Raw genomic sequence first — 14,166 nt, 5'->3', positions numbered from 1 at the left:
AGCTATAGAGCAAATCACACCATCATCCACTAGTGATGACCTTCGTGCAAAAAGGGACCTCTCCCTTTTGGATTGCTATAGATAACTTCTGCTCCTTGTTCTGGCAAAGTTTTACGTCTTATTTCTTCTGGGTCAAAAGGTTTGGTTTTACCAAAGTACTCCATTAGTCCTTCCGTTAACCACAACGGAATCACGAGTCCGAAGAACATTAGGATACACCAGAATCCAACGAGCATCATGATTATAAAAAACACGAACCAAATAAATTGGTAAAATGGCCACAATTCTAATACTGTTAACATTTCTTTAGATTTTGAGCAAAAATAGTATTTTTAATTCTATTACTAAAATTCTAACCCCTCTTTTTAATTGTTTATTCTGATTCTAAACTTCTCAGCGGGTTAAAGACTGAAAAAAATCGTTCCCTTTGTCGTCCGTAATGATAAAGGCTGGGAAATCTTTTACTTCGATTTTCCGTACCGCTTCCATACCGAGTTCAGGGAAATCAAGAACTTCCACTGATTGTATGTTTTCTTTGGCTAGAATGGCCGCAGGACCTCCAATCGACCCCAAATAAAACCCTCCATATTTACCGCAAGCATTTGTAACACTGTCACTGCGATTTCCTTTTGCAAGCATCACCATACTTCCTCCGTGAGACTGGAATTCATCTACATAAACATCCATTCTACCAGCAGTCGTGGGTCCAAAACTACCGGAAGGAAGTCCTTCTGGAGTTTTTGCAGGTCCTGCATAGTAAACCGGATGGTTTTTAAAATATTCAGGCATCGCTTCTCCACGGTCGAGCATTTCTTTAATTTTCGCATGTGCGATGTCACGGGCCACAATAAGAGTTCCACTTAATTTAAGGCGGGTCTTGACCGGATATTTTGACAACTCAGCACGGATTTCTTCCATCGGCTGATTCAAATCAATCTCCACGGCTTTTTCAAGATGGGGAGCGGTTTGCGGAAGGAAGCGCTTTGGATCCTCTTCTAGTTGTTCTAGAAAAAGTCCCTCCTTCGTAATTATCGCTTTTATATTTCGGTCTGCAGAGCAAGAAACCCCCATTCCCACAGGACAAGAGGCTGCGTGTCTAGGAAGTCGAATTACTCTTACGTCATGGGTTAAGTATTTCCCTCCAAACTGAGCACCAATAGCGGATTTTTGACAAATCTCTTGAATCTTCTTTTCCCATTCAAGATCACGAAACGCCTGACCTCCCTCATTTCCTTCTGTAGGCAAGTGATCAAAATACCCAGCACTTGCTTTTTTCACGGCCGCTAAATTCGCTTCCGCGGAAGTCCCTCCAATCACAAAAGCCAAATGATAAGGTGGACATGCTGCCGTCCCTAAATCCATAATTGCTTTGGAAACGAACTCCTCTAACGATTTTTCGTTCAGAAGTGATTTTGTCTTTTGGTATAAAAAAGTTTTGTTTGCAGACCCTCCTCCTTTTGCCAGAAACAAAAATTCATACTTCGCACCTTGGGTAGCATAAATATCTATTTGAGCGGGCAGATTCGATCCTGAATTCTTCTCTTCAAACATGTTAATAGGCACAATTTGGGAGTAACGAAGGTTACGACTTTGGTACGTGTTGAAAATTCCTTTGGAAATCCATTCGGCGTCCACACTGCCCGTGTACACATCCTCACCTTTTTTCGCCATGCAAATCGCGGTTCCGGTATCTTGGCAAGAAGGAAGCGCTCCTTCTATGGCCACAGCCGCATTTTGAAGTAAATTGTAGGCAACAAACCGATCGTTATCCGTTGCTTCTGGGTCTTCAATAATATTCCTCAACTTTTGCAGGTGAGAACTACGAAGCATAAAGGAAACATCGGCAAGTGCGTTTTCAGCCAAAATTTCGAGCCCCTTTGGGTCCAAGACCAGAATCTCGCGATCCCCCACTTTTTGAGTGGAAACATAGTTAGAGGTTAGTTCTTTGTAAGGAGTATCGTCTTTTAGAATCGGATACGGTTCTTGGTATTGAAAATCCATTGGTTTTAATTTTGAGCCGTAAAAATAAGCAAATTAATAGATTCTAGAAAATTAGAATCCGCCTCCGTAAGCTTTAGCAGGGGATCGGGTTTAAGATCAAAGAACCTTCTCTTTTGGGCCTAATCCACGGAAAATTCGTAACTTTATAATCATCAAATCATACTTTAATTAATAAAAAACACAATGAACTACCGTACGGAACACGATACGATGGGCACAGTTCAAGTGCCTATAGACCGGTATTGGGGGGCTCAAACAGAGCGCTCAAGAACCAATTTTAAAATTGGACCTAGCGCTTCCATGCCCAAAGAAATTATCGAGGCCTTTGCCATCTTAAAAAAAGCGGCAGCCTATACGAATGCAGATTTGGGAGTCTTATCGGCTGACAAAAGAGACCTAATTAGCAAAGTTTGCGAGGAAATTCTTGAGCAAAAATTGTGGGATGAATTCCCCCTAGTCATTTGGCAGACGGGATCGGGGACACAGAGCAACATGAATGTGAACGAAGTGATTTCCAATCGAGCACACGTTCTCAATGGAGGAAAGCTTGGAGAAACCTCTACAGTTCACCCAAACGACGATGTAAACAAGTCACAAAGTTCAAACGATACCTTTCCCACAGCGCTGCACATTGCAGCTTATAAAATTGTAGTGGAATCGACTCTACCCGCTGTGGAAACACTTAAAAGCACACTCGAATCAAAAGCCAAAGAATTTAATTCGATTGTCAAAATTGGACGAACTCACTTAATGGACGCTACGCCTCTAACTTTGGGTCAGGAGTTTTCAGGGTACGCTGCACAATTGGGCTATGCTATTAAAGCCATCAAAAACACCCTTGAGCATCTTAAAGAAATTGCCTTAGGTGGAACCGCAGTGGGAACCGGACTCAACACACCCAAGGGATACAGTGAAAAAGTAGCACAGTATATTGCAGAGTTCACGGGACATCCCTTTGTTAGTGCACCTAACAAATTTGAAGCTCTTGCCGCGCACGATGCGATTGTAGAAAGCCATGGAGCTCTAAAACAACTTGCCGTGTCTCTTTTCAAAATTGGACAAGACATTCGAATGCTTGCCTCTGGGCCACGTTCTGGAATTGGAGAACTTTTCATTCCGGAAAATGAACCCGGATCTTCGATTATGCCTGGGAAAGTCAACCCGACACAAAACGAAGCACTTACGATGGTTTGCGCCCAAGTTTTAGGCAATGACACGACTATCTCTTTTTCAGGCACGCAAGGAAATTATGAGCTCAACGTATTTAAACCGGTTATGGCTTATAATTTCTTGCAATCCGCAAGACTTCTGGCCGATGCTTGCCTTTCGTTTAACGAACATTGCGCCGTAGGCATTGAGGCAAACCAGGAAAGAATTGATCAACTTTTACACAATTCTCTCATGCTCGTGACGGCTCTAAATACGCACATCGGATATGAAAATGCAGCGAAAATTGCCAAAACCGCCCATAAAAATGGAACGACGCTAAAACAAGAAGCCCTCAATTTAGGCTTAGTAAGTGCCGAAGATTTTGACAAGTGGGTTCGCCCACAAGATATGGTGTAAGAAGAAACACTTGCTTAAGATCCATTAAAAAATCCCTCAGAAGAGGGATTTTTTAGTTGTATGTTATAGGCTTTCGGCCTGCGTTTCCATTTCGCCGAGCGTAAAGAAGCTTTCCAGTTCTTTTAAGGTCTCTGGACTGGTTTTGATATCCCTTACGAGTTCTCCTTTATTAAGTAAGACAATTCGATTGCTCACCTCGGTCGTATGGGCTAAATCGTGACTTGAAATAAGAAAAGTCACGTTCGAATTTGTAGACCAATTCCGTATTAAATTTTTGAGTTTAATCTGGGTGGAAGGATCCAAATTCGCAAAAGGTTCGTCAAGCACGATTACCTCGGGATTTCCGATCAATGCACCAATGACTCCGACTTTCTTTTGATTCCCTTTCGAGAGGTCTCTGACGTATTTCTTCGCATTTAGAATTTCTCCGTTAAAGAAATCTGTAAACTGAATGAGAAACTCATCGACTTGAGCCTTTGATTGCCCTCTCAATTCTCCTAGAAAGTAAAAATATTCCTCGGGCGTCAAATAGCCAATTAGAAACGTATCGTCGATAAAGGCAGAAACTTTGGTTTTCCAACTCTCCGTTTCATTGACCTTTGCTCCGTCCACAGAAATAAATCCCGTGGTAGGTTCAATCAAATCAAGCAGAAGACTGAAAAGGGTGGTTTTTCCTGCACCGTTATTCCCGACGAGTCCAAAGCTTTCTCCTTTCGGAATTTCAAGACTCTCAATATTAAGGACCTTTTTGTCTCCGTAAACTTTCGATATGTTCTGTATTGCAATCATAGTATTCTTTCTTTTTATTCGCCTGCGAGGTTTTGGAATTACCCTACTTTTTTGAAGGCTTCTAGCGTGGTGTATTTTTCTTTTTTATAAACTTTTACAATCATATCAAAGATCCTGTCCCGAAGTAAGAACCCTATCAGACCAAGTCCCCCTAAAGCTGCGACAGCCAAATATTGGTTGAAAAAGTGATTCATTAGCGCGTAAACCGCCATGGGTAATATCATCTGAGGCACGATCAAAAGGAAGGTCTTCAAACTGAAATTATTTCCCCCTCCAAACGACTTGCTACTTGAATTAAGATCGAGTGGTTTTTTATTGTACGCTCCTGCAAGTAGCGTCACGTGACAATTGACTCCTAAATTATAGAGTCCTGCTCCGAAAATAATAAGCCACAAATCAAATCCGAAAAACAAATAAAAGAACGAGAGAACTAAAGAAACAAGGGTCCCCGTCACTAAAAGCGCCCACTTGCCTTTTAGATACTGTTTGTACGGAACATTTAGGGTCATCATTAAAGGATAGTAGGAACTATCCCAAGATGGAACCCGCTGTCCAAACATAAACATAAAGCCTCCGGTCACAAAAATCGCCGCGGAAAGTTTCATGAAATCCGTCTCGTAGGCCGAATTAAAAAACAAAAGGCCATAAAACAAAAAGGCTACTCCCATTAACGCTGCGGATCGCGCAGCCTTGCTTCTTTTCAAAAGCTTCACATCGTTATTAATAAAGGTTCCTGTGACGCCAAAACGATTCAGGAACTGAATGTTTTCCGTCTTTCCTTCGGACACTTTAAGTTCTAAGCCTTGGTCTAAATAAAACGTCTTTTTAATCGTTTGATAGGCCAAATACGCCGCTCCAAGGGCAAGCACAATCGGAATCACACAAAGCCAAGGTTGTAAATACAAACTATGAAAAACCGTTTGAGAGATCGCGAGTACAGAAAAGACTTGAAAATACTCAAGTGCTCCTAAAATGGCCGCAATGACTACTGTGGTGATTAGGATACTCGTTTTACCATTGAGTAAGATATTCAAAAAATTACTTAAGTAGAACATGAAAAGAATCCCGAGGGTAAACCCAAGGGTTCCTATAACCGAATACCCTCCTTCAAAAATGAGAAGTCCTGCGAAAGGAAGCAAAAAGAGTAAGTATCCCCAATTGAAAAAATGGGTGAAGGTCTTAAAGATCGTATAACGAACCAAAAACGTTTTGCTTAAATTCTGAGTGAGAAAGGGCTTCATGTTCTGCGTGGGCATCGGCTGCATAAAGTAGCGTACCGCTAGATCGAGTACCCAGTAAAAGAAGAAAAACTGGCAAAATAGAACCAGTGGATCCACCTGCATTTCTTGAGTCGCAAAATAATACAGAATAAAAGGCGTACTCAAATAAACAAGACCAAAATATACCATCCCAAAGCCCATTAGAATCTTCATAGCTAGATTCGTTGCGAACTGCGGATTTCTTAAAAAATTAAGAATTTCAAATCGAAGGAGTCGTATATACATAAAAGACGAGCATTTATTTCATAAGTAGAAAATTTGCCCTTTTTGTTACATATTACTTCATAAGTTCTTTCGCCTGCGCAAGGGCCGCATCTGTAATTTTAGAACCAGATAGAAGCTGGGCCACTTCGGATAGTTTCTGAGCATCGTCTAATTTTAAAATCGTAGAGGTCGTTTTGCCTTCCACCTCGCTTTTGACTACTTTATAGTGGTCTTGACCCTTGGCCGCTACTTGTGCTAAATGGGTAATGAGAATAAGTTGCAAATCGCTTGACATTTCTTTCATTAAGATTCCCATGTCTTCCGCTACTTTCCCAGAAACCCCTGTATCAATTTCGTCGAGGATTAAAGTTGGAAGCTCTCTCGATTGTGCCATAATTTTCTTTATGGCCAGCATGACTCTTGAGCGCTCTCCTCCAGAGATGGCCAGATGAATAGGCTTTAAATCAAATCCCGAATTTGCCTGAAAAAGAAGTTGAATGTGGTCCTTCCCAAAGGAACCAAAAGATTCTGCTTCCGAAATGTTGAATTCCATCCGCGCTTTTTCAAGACCCAGCTTGCTTAAGGTCTGCGAGATTTGCTTCGAAAATACATCTGTATATTTCAATCGCTGAACGCTGAGTTTTTTTGCGAGAACCGATAACTCCTGCTGCGCCTTAGAAAGGTCTGTTTTGGTGGTTTCAATAAAAGATTCAAGTTCATGAAATCCTGTTTGCTCTCCGGCTAATTTATCCCGAACCTCTCGTAATCCCTCTAGGGAATCCACCCCGTGTTTCACAAACAGTGCGTTAATTTTATCCACCTGTATTTGCAAAGCAGCAAGAAGCTCAGGGCTTGACTCTAGATCTTCTGCTTTATTTTGAAGTTCAAAAAGAATATCTTTCAGTTCCACGAAATTACTTTCGAGACGCTCTCTAAGAGCGGTAAACTCATGAGAAAGGTCCGCTACTTTTGAGAGCTTCGCTCTCGCGTCAAGCATAGAATCAAGAACCCCTAACTCTTCGGCGTCAAACCTTGAAAAGAACGATTGTAAGTTCTCCACGATGATTCCCACATTTTCTTGGGTTTGCAATTTGGTTTGCACCTCATCCCAATCCAGTTCATCCAGTGGCAAATCTTCCAATTCTGCGAGCAAATAAGTGCGATAATCCGCACTTTGAGTAAGCTCCTTATATTGGCTCTCTAGTCTTTTAAGCTCTTTCTCAAGAGTTTTCGCTGCCTCATACTTGTGTTGGTAACTTTCTAGAGTCCCACTGTTTCCAGCAAGACCGTCAATGAGATCAAACTGAAATTCTTGTGTAAATAAAGAAGCGGTCTCAAACTGAGAATGAATATCAATAAGTTGGCTTGAAAGCATTTTCAAAACATCGAGCGTCACAGGGCGATCGTTTACGAAAGCTCGTGATTTGCTTGCACTAAGAAGTTCCCTTCTTACGATCGTATGCGGATCAAAATCCAAATCGTTGGCTTCAAAAAAGGGTTCTAGTCGAGAGGAAATTTCAAATTCTGCTTCTACAATGCTTTTCTTATCTGCATTCATCGAAGATTTAAGATCCGCACGCTCCCCTAAAATGAGACGCAGAGCACCGAGCAAAATGGACTTCCCAGCCCCTGTTTCTCCAGTGATCACTTGCAACCCATTTCCCAAGGTGAGTTCTAGGGAATCGATTAGCGCGAAATTTTGAATTGAAATTCTCTTTAGCATAGGACAAAAATAAGAATATTGTGAGACTTTACCGCCGGCTCCTCTCAAATTAATCCCCTAAAAGCGAAATTCTACTCCGCTTTTCAAAAAGTAGCTAATTCGTAAAAATAAGAGTCTAGAAAACTAGGACGAAAGCTGGCTTTGGATAAAGTCCAATATATCTTTAGACACGTGTTCTTTGGACTTGAGATCGAACTCTCTTTCGAGGTCCTCGGTTAGAATGCGAATCTTATTGGTGTCGCTTTTAAATCCTGCACCTTCATCCCGCAAAGAATTTAAAACGATCATATCTAGATTCTTACGCTCAAGTTTCCCTTTTGCGTTTTGCACCTCATTCTGGGTTTCAAGGGCAAACCCTACCAGAAACTGAGATTTCTTTTTCTGTCCCATTTCGAAAAGAATGTCCGGATTCTTAACCAGTTCAATACTCATCGAATCTTCGGACTTTTTAATTTTTTCTAAGGCTGCTTCCTTGGGCGCATAGTCTGCTACAGCAGCACTTGCTATCGCAATATCAACAGAATCATAAACTTGGAACACCGCATTTCGCATTTCCCAAGCAGAAGTTACTCGAACTACTTTTACATGGGGGTGCTCTAGCAAAAGCGCACTGGGCCCTGAGATTAAAAAAACCTCAGCTCCTCGTAGTGCAGCCTCTTTTGCAAGGGAAAAACCCATCTTCCCACTGGAGTGGTTGCCAATAAAGCGAACGGGATCAATCGCCTCATAGGTGGGTCCTGCTGTAATAAGTATCTTTTTTCCGATAAGCTCCTTCTTCGATTGGAAGGAGGAAAAATACGTTTCGATTTGCGCTAGAATTTCTTCGGGTTCCTCCAGACGACCTTGTCCCACTAATCCACTTGCTAGCTCCCCAAACTTCGCCGGAATGACGATATGTCCATAGTCCTGTGCTAAGTCTAAATTTTGAACGGTTGAAGGATGCACATACATATCCAAATCCATTGCAGGAGCAATAAACACCGGACACTTGGCAGACATATAGACGGCTAAAGCTAGGTTATCGCAGGCACCGTGTACCATTTTTGAAAGCGTATTTGCTGTGCAGGGTGCAACTAAGAGTACGTCAGCCCAAAGGGCAAGCTCCACGTGGTTATTCCAAACTCCTTGCGCCGTATAAAACTCACTAAGCACCTCATTCTTCGACAAGGTCGAAAGCGTGAGCTCAGAAACGAAGCTTTTGGCAGCAGGGGTCAAAACGACCTTTACCTCGCATCCTTTTTTTATAAGGCTACGCACAAGTTCATTCATTTTGTAGGCGGCAATTCCGCCTGAAATGATCAAAAGTATTTTTTTATCTGCTAAAGGCATATAGATCCAGTTAGAAAAACGAAGTTAGTGATTTTGCAGCAATAGAACTTCTCAAAAGAGCATCAACTTAAAACAATTAGAGTCACACCCTTTTATAGGATGTGACTCTAATTAATTTTTATTGCCTAAAGAGTAAGACCTTAGTCTGTTTTTCTCGAATAAATTTCATCGTCTAACCATTCCGCAATCGCAATGGAAGTAGGCTTTGGTAATTTTTCGTAATGTTTTGAGATTTCAATTTGCTCTCTGTTTTCAAATACTTCTTCTAGAGTCGTATTATGAACTGCAAACTCATCGAGTTTACCGTGCAATTCAGAACGGATTTCAGCATTGATCTGCTCCGCTCTTTTTCCCATAATGACAATCGCTTCGTAAATGGAATTGGTTCCTTTTTCGATCTTGTCTCTATCGTAAGTTACAGTTGTTAATTCTGCGTTGGTATCTTTTACACTCATTTTCAGTGAATTAATTTAATTGAAGTCTGCAAAGATAGTTAATTTCTTTGGATTTTAAAAGTCGCGTCTGGCTCCGGTGTCGGATTTTCAAGAGTTTGCTTTTCTTTCGCATCTTTTCCGCGTAAAACTTTCGCTTCGTCTTTCAAGTCCTCTTTCTTTTCTTTTTCCGCGTCACGACGGTCTAGCTCAAGTTCCATCTCACGTTGTTTCTCAAGCAATCTTGCCTGTTCTTTTTCAACCAAAACCTTCGTTTTCTGGAAACGTACGGTTTCATCCTGAAGCTTTTCACGTAGGTTTAAAGCCACTTTTTGCTGTGAAGAATCCGGTAGTTCCTTCTCTACGAACCTCGTATACGCTAGGGCACTTTCTAAACGCTCTTCTTTTTTGTCGAACACTGAATTCATAGCAAGTTCGTATTTAGAACGAAGAATGTACTCATAGATGGTACTGCGAAGTTTGGTACTAGGGAAATCTGCCAAAACATTTTCAAACGAAACGTCCGCCGCTTTGTATTCCGCTATTTTGAAATAATGCCTTGCATTTTCGTAGGCCTTATATTCTAATTTATAGGTCAACTCATCAATGAGTTCATTGATGTTCTTACTTCTTTCTGAATCCGGATAACGATTTAAAAAATTCTGCAATTCGTTTATCGCGGAGTCTGTATTCGCTTGGTCTAGATTATAGTCCAAGGATCCATTGTAATAACAAAGTGCAGACATATAGGCTGCTTCCTCTGCTTTTTCATCTTCTGGGAAGGTAACCGAGTAATTTTTGAAGTGATGGGCTGCAATTCTATACTGCTTGTCGTAGTAATTTGCATAGGCCGTATTAAAAATCACGGTTTTGGCATCGTCTGTACCGGCCACTAGATTGGGTAACCTTTCGTACAATGCAATTGCTTGCGTCCACTTTTTATTGGCGAAATAATCGTTCGCTGTTTTTAAAATCAGAGCTTTGTCAGCACTCTTCAGTGCCACATCGTACTGCTTGTTGCAAGCAGTCATTAAAAACACCAATAGTAGGAGGGTGAATGTTTTTTTCATAAATTAATTAAAATCGTGTTTTGACGACACCTTTTACAATCTGCAAAAATAGGATTTTTTTGCCAAAAGATTTCATTTTAAGAGACTTTAACTATCGTTGGGATTCGCCCTGGTAACCTAAAACAGAAAATATCATTTGATAATTACTCATTTTCACTTTTTCTTCTGCATTCGCAAGAAAATCTTCACTTTCTCCACTGAGATAAGATTGAAAAAATGAGCGATTTCGGATTGCAAAAACGGCGGAGCCAATAATATGAGTTAGGATGTCTTCTGGCTTCGGAGCAAAATGGAAAACACCCGAGGCAATGCCTTTTTGAATCACGAAATCAATTTTCTGTGTGGCCGTTTTGTAAAATTCAATTAGTTCGTCTTTGACGAGCTCTGTGTGTCTAATCTCTTGTTTGACAAAAGCATGGAAATAATTATACTTAAACATCTGGCTTATAATGAACCTGATGATTTCTTTCATTTGCATTTCAGGCTTTCCATCCTTAATGGTTTGTGCAAATTCTGCGAAATTTTCGCGAGTTCGAAGCACCCGATACTGATACAAATAGGCGAGCATTTTCTCCTTTGATCCAAAATAGTAGGAGATCATCGCTACGTTAATTTTCGCTTTGGAAGATATGTCCCGAACGGAAGTGCCGTCGAACCCTTTTTTCGCTATGAGTTCTTCCGCCACCTCTAAAATGTTGATCTGTTTTGCCGTGAACTTTTTCTTCATAAGAAAGCTTTAAGTAAAATTAACATTTTTTTAAGTTCTACCAAAAGAATAGGGCATGAATCCCCACATAATCCTCACATTGAAAATCAAATAGGAGATTTTCATGCAACTTGTCCCTTGAAAAGGAAAACTTCTAATTCTATTCTATTTAAATTTGCAAGTGTAGGAACCTCAAGGAAAGTACAGAAGCCTCACGATTTCAATATTAATACACAGTTGCAACCATGGAATTTTTCGATTTCCACCACCACAAAGAACAAGAAGTTGGGATTCTCAACTTGACCGCTTTTCAAAAGCCGGTCCAAAGACCCTTCTCTGCGGGATTGCATCCCAAAACTTTACAATCGGATTACAGTGAGCAGCTTCAATGGGTAGAGAACATGGCCGCTGACCCCAACTGCTGGGCAATTGGGGAAGCCGGTTTGGACGGCTTATGCGCGACGCCCGAAGACCTTCAACACAAGGCATTTGAAGCTCAAATTCAACTCAGTAACACACTAAAAAAACCAATGATCATCCATTGTGTGCGTCGATTTTCGATGCTGTTGCATTTTTATAAAAGAGCATCCACACCGTGGATCATCCATGGCTTTAATAAAAAAGAAACCCTTGCTAAAGAGCTGTTAGAAAAAGGGTTTTATCTTTCATTTGGAAATGCACTGCTGCACAATGTATCTTTGCAAACTCTCTTTTCTAAGATTCCTCGAGATCGTTTCTTTTTGGAATCAGATAATAGTCTTTCGGACATAGGTGAAATATACCAAAGAGCGGCCTTTTTACGGAATCTAGAGGTAGAGGAGTTGAAAAAAGAGATAGAGGATAATTTAAAATCAATTAGAGCGCATGGATAAATCGTGGCTAGAACGCACGGAACTACTCATTAAAGAAGAAGGGATTCTAAAACTTAGGAATGCAAAATTGCTGGTCGTAGGACTGGGCGGAGTCGGTTCGTTCGCCGCGGAATTTCTAGCCCGCGCAGGCGTAGGCCGCCTAACTCTAGTGGACGGAGATACGGTGGATATAACCAACATAAATCGACAGCTTCCTGCACTTCACTCCAGCATTGGGCAAAGCAAAGCAAAACTTGTAGCCGATCGTATGATCGACATCAATCCTTCGATTCAATTGGAGGTGATCCCCCGATTTTTAAATCCTGAAGACATGGCTCAAGTTTTAGATTCGACTCCTTTTGATTATGTCTTAGATTGCATTGACAGTGTTTCTCCAAAGGTCGAATTGATAAAACAAGCTCGCAGACGCAAGATCAAAATCATCTCCTGTATGGGAGCAGGAGGCAAAATGGATGCAAGTCAAATCCATGTCAAGGACATCAGCAAAACCTACAATTGTTACCTAGCAAAACAAATTCGAAAACGAATTAAAAAGGAAGCAAATCTTGACAAGGGATTTAAATGTGTTTTTTCTTCTGAACTTCAGGACGAGGAAAGTCTTAAACTGACAGACGGAACCCTTTTTAAGCGCTCCTTTTATGGAACCATAAGCTTCATTCCGGCCGCATTCGGACTTCGTGCTGCGTCCGAAGTGATCAATTACGTAGTCAACAAATCTTAAGATCTTCTCATGAAAAGTTTTTCGTACGGTTCGAATTTAAAATTAAAGCAAAAGAAAGATTTAGCACTGGTCTTTGAAAAAGGCAAGTGGAAATCCTCTGGGAATCTTCGAGTGGCTTTTGTGAATGACCCTTTGAGCCTAGAACCTAAAATTGGTGTATCCGTTTCCAAGCGCTATTTCAAAAAGGCGGTCCATCGCAACCGAATCAAAAGGCTACTTAGAGAAGCGTATCGTCATCACAAAGAAGAATTCCATTTGCGATTCGGAGCCAATTGCTACGCCATGATTTTCTGGACCTCTACAAGTTTGCCTTCTCATTATAAAGAAGTGGAGGCGGAACTAGAAAAACTTTGCACTGCCAAATAAAATCAATTTTCGATTCAGATTATTTTTGTAATTTCACTTCTATAACCCACTAAATTTCAAGTGATGTTAGAGAATATTCCGTACGCGCCCTATCTAATCGGCACCTTCATAGGTATTGGACTAGCCGCAGCCACTGGATTTCGGGTCTTTTTGCCCTTATTTTTGGTGAGTTTAGGATCTTATCTAGGGTGGATCCCTGTCAATGACTCCTTTGAATGGCTTTCTGGACTACCTACACTCATTGCTACAGGCATTGCCATGGCAGTCGAAATTTTCGCTTACTACATTCCGTTTGTGGATCATTTGCTCGACACCCTCTCGATTCCCCTTGCCACGCTTGCAGGTTCGGTTCTTTTTGCCAGTCAATTTGCAGATTTAGGTACCTTTCCCTTATGGGCTCTTGCTTTGATTGCGGGTGGAGGCACCGCAGCTACCATAAGTTCTGGCTTTGCAGGAACTCGGGCCGCATCCACAGCCACGACCGCAGGTTTGGGCAATTCCGTTGTCGCCACGACAGAGACCGCTGGAGCAGGGGTAATGACCTTTTTAGCGCTTGCTGCGCCCATAATTGCAGGCCTCTTAGCCCTTGCTCTAGTGGTTGTAGTTTTAGTCGTCGGAAAAAGAATATGGTCAAAAATAAAAAGGAAAACCTCGAGTAGCCCTCTTACGACGGTAGAGGTGGAATCCGTGGAAACCAAGCATTTGGATTAAGGCCGAAAAGAATATTGAACGAGAATTATTTTTGGAAAAACATTTTGACTGCTACCACAAACATAAGCACTGCAAAGAGCTTACGAAGGGTATCTTGCGATAAAGAAACCGCCATCTTACTTCCGAAAAAACTGCCTAAAACAAAGCCCGCGCACAGCAGCAAAGCCGTTTTAACATCCACATTCCCAGCTTTGTAATAATTCATGACTCCGAAGAAACCTACCGGAATCATTAAAAGAGCGAGGGTAGTTCCCTGCGCTTTGTGCTGCGTAAATCCAAAAAGAATTACGAGGACAGGCACCATCACGATTCCTCCGCCGATACCAACCAGTCCGCTCAAATAGCCTGCAATGAGGCCTAGGATAATTAATCCAATTACAACACTCACATCCATTTT

Annotated in this window: 15 protein-coding genes; 5 read left to right on the top strand and 10 right to left on the bottom strand. The window is 41.4% G+C overall.

Going from position 1 to position 14,166, the window contains the following annotated elements; translation table 11 throughout:
* Window positions 1–29: 29 nt before the first annotated feature.
* A complete protein-coding gene (locus tag AC3IRX_RS08010) occupies window positions 30–302 on the bottom strand; it encodes a hypothetical protein (protein WP_489209542.1) in 273 nt (90 codons plus the stop codon).
* Between the two features lie 91 nt (window positions 303–393).
* On the bottom strand, window positions 394–2,001 hold the full coding sequence (locus AC3IRX_RS08005; RefSeq protein WP_489209540.1) for a fumarate hydratase: 1,608 nt from the start codon (window positions 1,999–2,001) through the stop codon (window positions 394–396).
* Window positions 2,002–2,184: 183 nt separating this feature from the next.
* Here AC3IRX_RS08005 and fumC point away from each other — a divergent pair, with 183 nt between their 5' ends.
* Complete coding sequence (gene fumC / locus AC3IRX_RS08000) at window positions 2,185–3,567, top strand: class II fumarate hydratase (RefSeq protein WP_489209538.1); 1,383 nt, start codon at window positions 2,185–2,187, stop codon at window positions 3,565–3,567.
* Window positions 3,568–3,630: 63 nt separating this feature from the next.
* Here fumC and AC3IRX_RS07995 read toward each other — a convergent pair whose 3' ends face one another.
* The 7 genes from AC3IRX_RS07995 to AC3IRX_RS07965 form a co-directional block, all read right to left on the bottom strand.
* Window positions 3,631–4,356, bottom strand: a complete 726-nt coding sequence (locus AC3IRX_RS07995) for an ABC transporter ATP-binding protein (protein ID WP_489209537.1) — start codon at window positions 4,354–4,356, stop codon at window positions 3,631–3,633.
* Between the two features lie 38 nt (window positions 4,357–4,394).
* The gene (locus AC3IRX_RS07990; protein ID WP_489209536.1) at window positions 4,395–5,861 is read right to left on the bottom strand and encodes a DUF5687 family protein; all 1,467 of its coding nucleotides are present in this window, start codon (window positions 5,859–5,861) and stop codon (window positions 4,395–4,397) included.
* Between the two features lie 52 nt (window positions 5,862–5,913).
* On the bottom strand, window positions 5,914–7,563 hold the full coding sequence (locus AC3IRX_RS07985; RefSeq protein WP_489209534.1) for a DNA repair protein RecN: 1,650 nt from the start codon (window positions 7,561–7,563) through the stop codon (window positions 5,914–5,916).
* A gap of 123 nt (window positions 7,564–7,686) precedes the next feature.
* Window positions 7,687–8,892: a bifunctional phosphopantothenoylcysteine decarboxylase/phosphopantothenate--cysteine ligase CoaBC gene (gene coaBC / locus AC3IRX_RS07980; RefSeq protein WP_489209533.1), complete on the bottom strand. Its 1,206-nt coding sequence runs from the start codon at window positions 8,890–8,892 to the stop codon at window positions 7,687–7,689.
* A 140-nt stretch (window positions 8,893–9,032) separates the two neighbouring features.
* Window positions 9,033–9,347 (bottom strand): DNA-directed RNA polymerase subunit omega, encoded by a 315-nt coding sequence (locus tag AC3IRX_RS07975; protein WP_489209532.1) that lies wholly within the window; start codon window positions 9,345–9,347, stop codon window positions 9,033–9,035.
* A gap of 38 nt (window positions 9,348–9,385) precedes the next feature.
* Window positions 9,386–10,393 carry an outer membrane protein assembly factor BamD gene (locus AC3IRX_RS07970; RefSeq protein WP_489209531.1) on the bottom strand — a complete coding sequence of 336 codons (1,008 nt, stop codon included), beginning with the start codon at window positions 10,391–10,393 and terminating at the stop codon, window positions 9,386–9,388.
* Between the two features lie 91 nt (window positions 10,394–10,484).
* Window positions 10,485–11,120 (bottom strand): TetR/AcrR family transcriptional regulator, encoded by a 636-nt coding sequence (locus tag AC3IRX_RS07965; protein ID WP_489209529.1) that lies wholly within the window; start codon window positions 11,118–11,120, stop codon window positions 10,485–10,487.
* 224 nt (window positions 11,121–11,344) lie between these two features.
* Here AC3IRX_RS07965 and AC3IRX_RS07960 point away from each other — a divergent pair, with 224 nt between their 5' ends.
* The 4 genes from AC3IRX_RS07960 (at window position 11,345) to AC3IRX_RS07945 (ending at window position 13,769) form a co-directional block, all read left to right on the top strand.
* On the top strand, window positions 11,345–11,971 hold the full coding sequence (locus AC3IRX_RS07960; protein ID WP_489209528.1) for a TatD family hydrolase: 627 nt from the start codon (window positions 11,345–11,347) through the stop codon (window positions 11,969–11,971).
* Entirely contained in the window at window positions 11,964–12,692 is a 729-nt protein-coding gene (locus AC3IRX_RS07955; RefSeq protein ID WP_489209526.1) for a tRNA threonylcarbamoyladenosine dehydratase, read from the top strand. Before AC3IRX_RS07960 ends, AC3IRX_RS07955 begins: the two co-directional genes overlap by 8 nt.
* Window positions 12,693–12,701: 9 nt before the next feature.
* A complete protein-coding gene (gene rnpA / locus AC3IRX_RS07950) occupies window positions 12,702–13,058 on the top strand; it encodes a ribonuclease P protein component (protein WP_489209524.1) in 357 nt (118 codons plus the stop codon).
* 63 nt (window positions 13,059–13,121) lie between these two features.
* On the top strand, window positions 13,122–13,769 hold the full coding sequence (locus tag AC3IRX_RS07945) for a DUF4126 domain-containing protein (RefSeq protein WP_489209523.1): 648 nt from the start codon (window positions 13,122–13,124) through the stop codon (window positions 13,767–13,769).
* A gap of 25 nt (window positions 13,770–13,794) precedes the next feature.
* Here AC3IRX_RS07945 and AC3IRX_RS07940 read toward each other — a convergent pair whose 3' ends face one another.
* Window positions 13,795–14,163 carry a TSUP family transporter gene (locus AC3IRX_RS07940; RefSeq protein ID WP_459082683.1) on the bottom strand — a complete coding sequence of 123 codons (369 nt, stop codon included), beginning with the start codon at window positions 14,161–14,163 and terminating at the stop codon, window positions 13,795–13,797.
* Window positions 14,164–14,166: the final 3 nt, after the last annotated feature.

The organism is Epilithonimonas sp. KH_059, assembly GCF_057838485.1.
The sequence above is the reverse complement of the archived record's forward strand: the minus strand, read 5'-3'. Positions and strand labels throughout refer to the sequence as shown.

Bases quoted from the DNA above. Each gene is read 5' to 3' on its own strand.
- AC3IRX_RS07985 (WP_489209534.1), bottom strand. From the start codon at position 7,563: ATGCTAAAGAGAATTTCAATTCAAAATTTCGCGCTAATCGATTCCCTA.
- AC3IRX_RS07960 (WP_489209528.1), top strand. From the start codon at position 11,345: ATGGAATTTTTCGATTTCCACCACCACAAAGAACAAGAAGTTGGGATT.
- coaBC (WP_489209533.1), bottom strand. From the start codon at position 8,892: ATGCCTTTAGCAGATAAAAAAATACTTTTGATCATTTCAGGCGGAATT.
- AC3IRX_RS07990 (WP_489209536.1), bottom strand. From the start codon at position 5,861: ATGTATATACGACTCCTTCGATTTGAAATTCTTAATTTTTTAAGAAAT.
- AC3IRX_RS07995 (WP_489209537.1), bottom strand. From the start codon at position 4,356: ATGATTGCAATACAGAACATATCGAAAGTTTACGGAGACAAAAAGGTC.
- fumC (WP_489209538.1), top strand. From the start codon at position 2,185: ATGAACTACCGTACGGAACACGATACGATGGGCACAGTTCAAGTGCCT.
- rnpA (WP_489209524.1), top strand. From the start codon at position 12,702: ATGAAAAGTTTTTCGTACGGTTCGAATTTAAAATTAAAGCAAAAGAAA.
- AC3IRX_RS07940 (WP_459082683.1), bottom strand. From the start codon at position 14,163: ATGGATGTGAGTGTTGTAATTGGATTAATTATCCTAGGCCTCATTGCA.
- AC3IRX_RS07955 (WP_489209526.1), top strand. From the start codon at position 11,964: ATGGATAAATCGTGGCTAGAACGCACGGAACTACTCATTAAAGAAGAA.
- AC3IRX_RS08005 (WP_489209540.1), bottom strand. From the start codon at position 2,001: ATGGATTTTCAATACCAAGAACCGTATCCGATTCTAAAAGACGATACT.
- AC3IRX_RS07945 (WP_489209523.1), top strand. From the start codon at position 13,122: ATGTTAGAGAATATTCCGTACGCGCCCTATCTAATCGGCACCTTCATA.
- AC3IRX_RS07975 (WP_489209532.1), bottom strand. From the start codon at position 9,347: ATGAGTGTAAAAGATACCAACGCAGAATTAACAACTGTAACTTACGAT.
- AC3IRX_RS07970 (WP_489209531.1), bottom strand. From the start codon at position 10,393: ATGAAAAAAACATTCACCCTCCTACTATTGGTGTTTTTAATGACTGCT.
- AC3IRX_RS07965 (WP_489209529.1), bottom strand. From the start codon at position 11,120: ATGAAGAAAAAGTTCACGGCAAAACAGATCAACATTTTAGAGGTGGCG.
- AC3IRX_RS08010 (WP_489209542.1), bottom strand. From the start codon at position 302: ATGTTAACAGTATTAGAATTGTGGCCATTTTACCAATTTATTTGGTTC.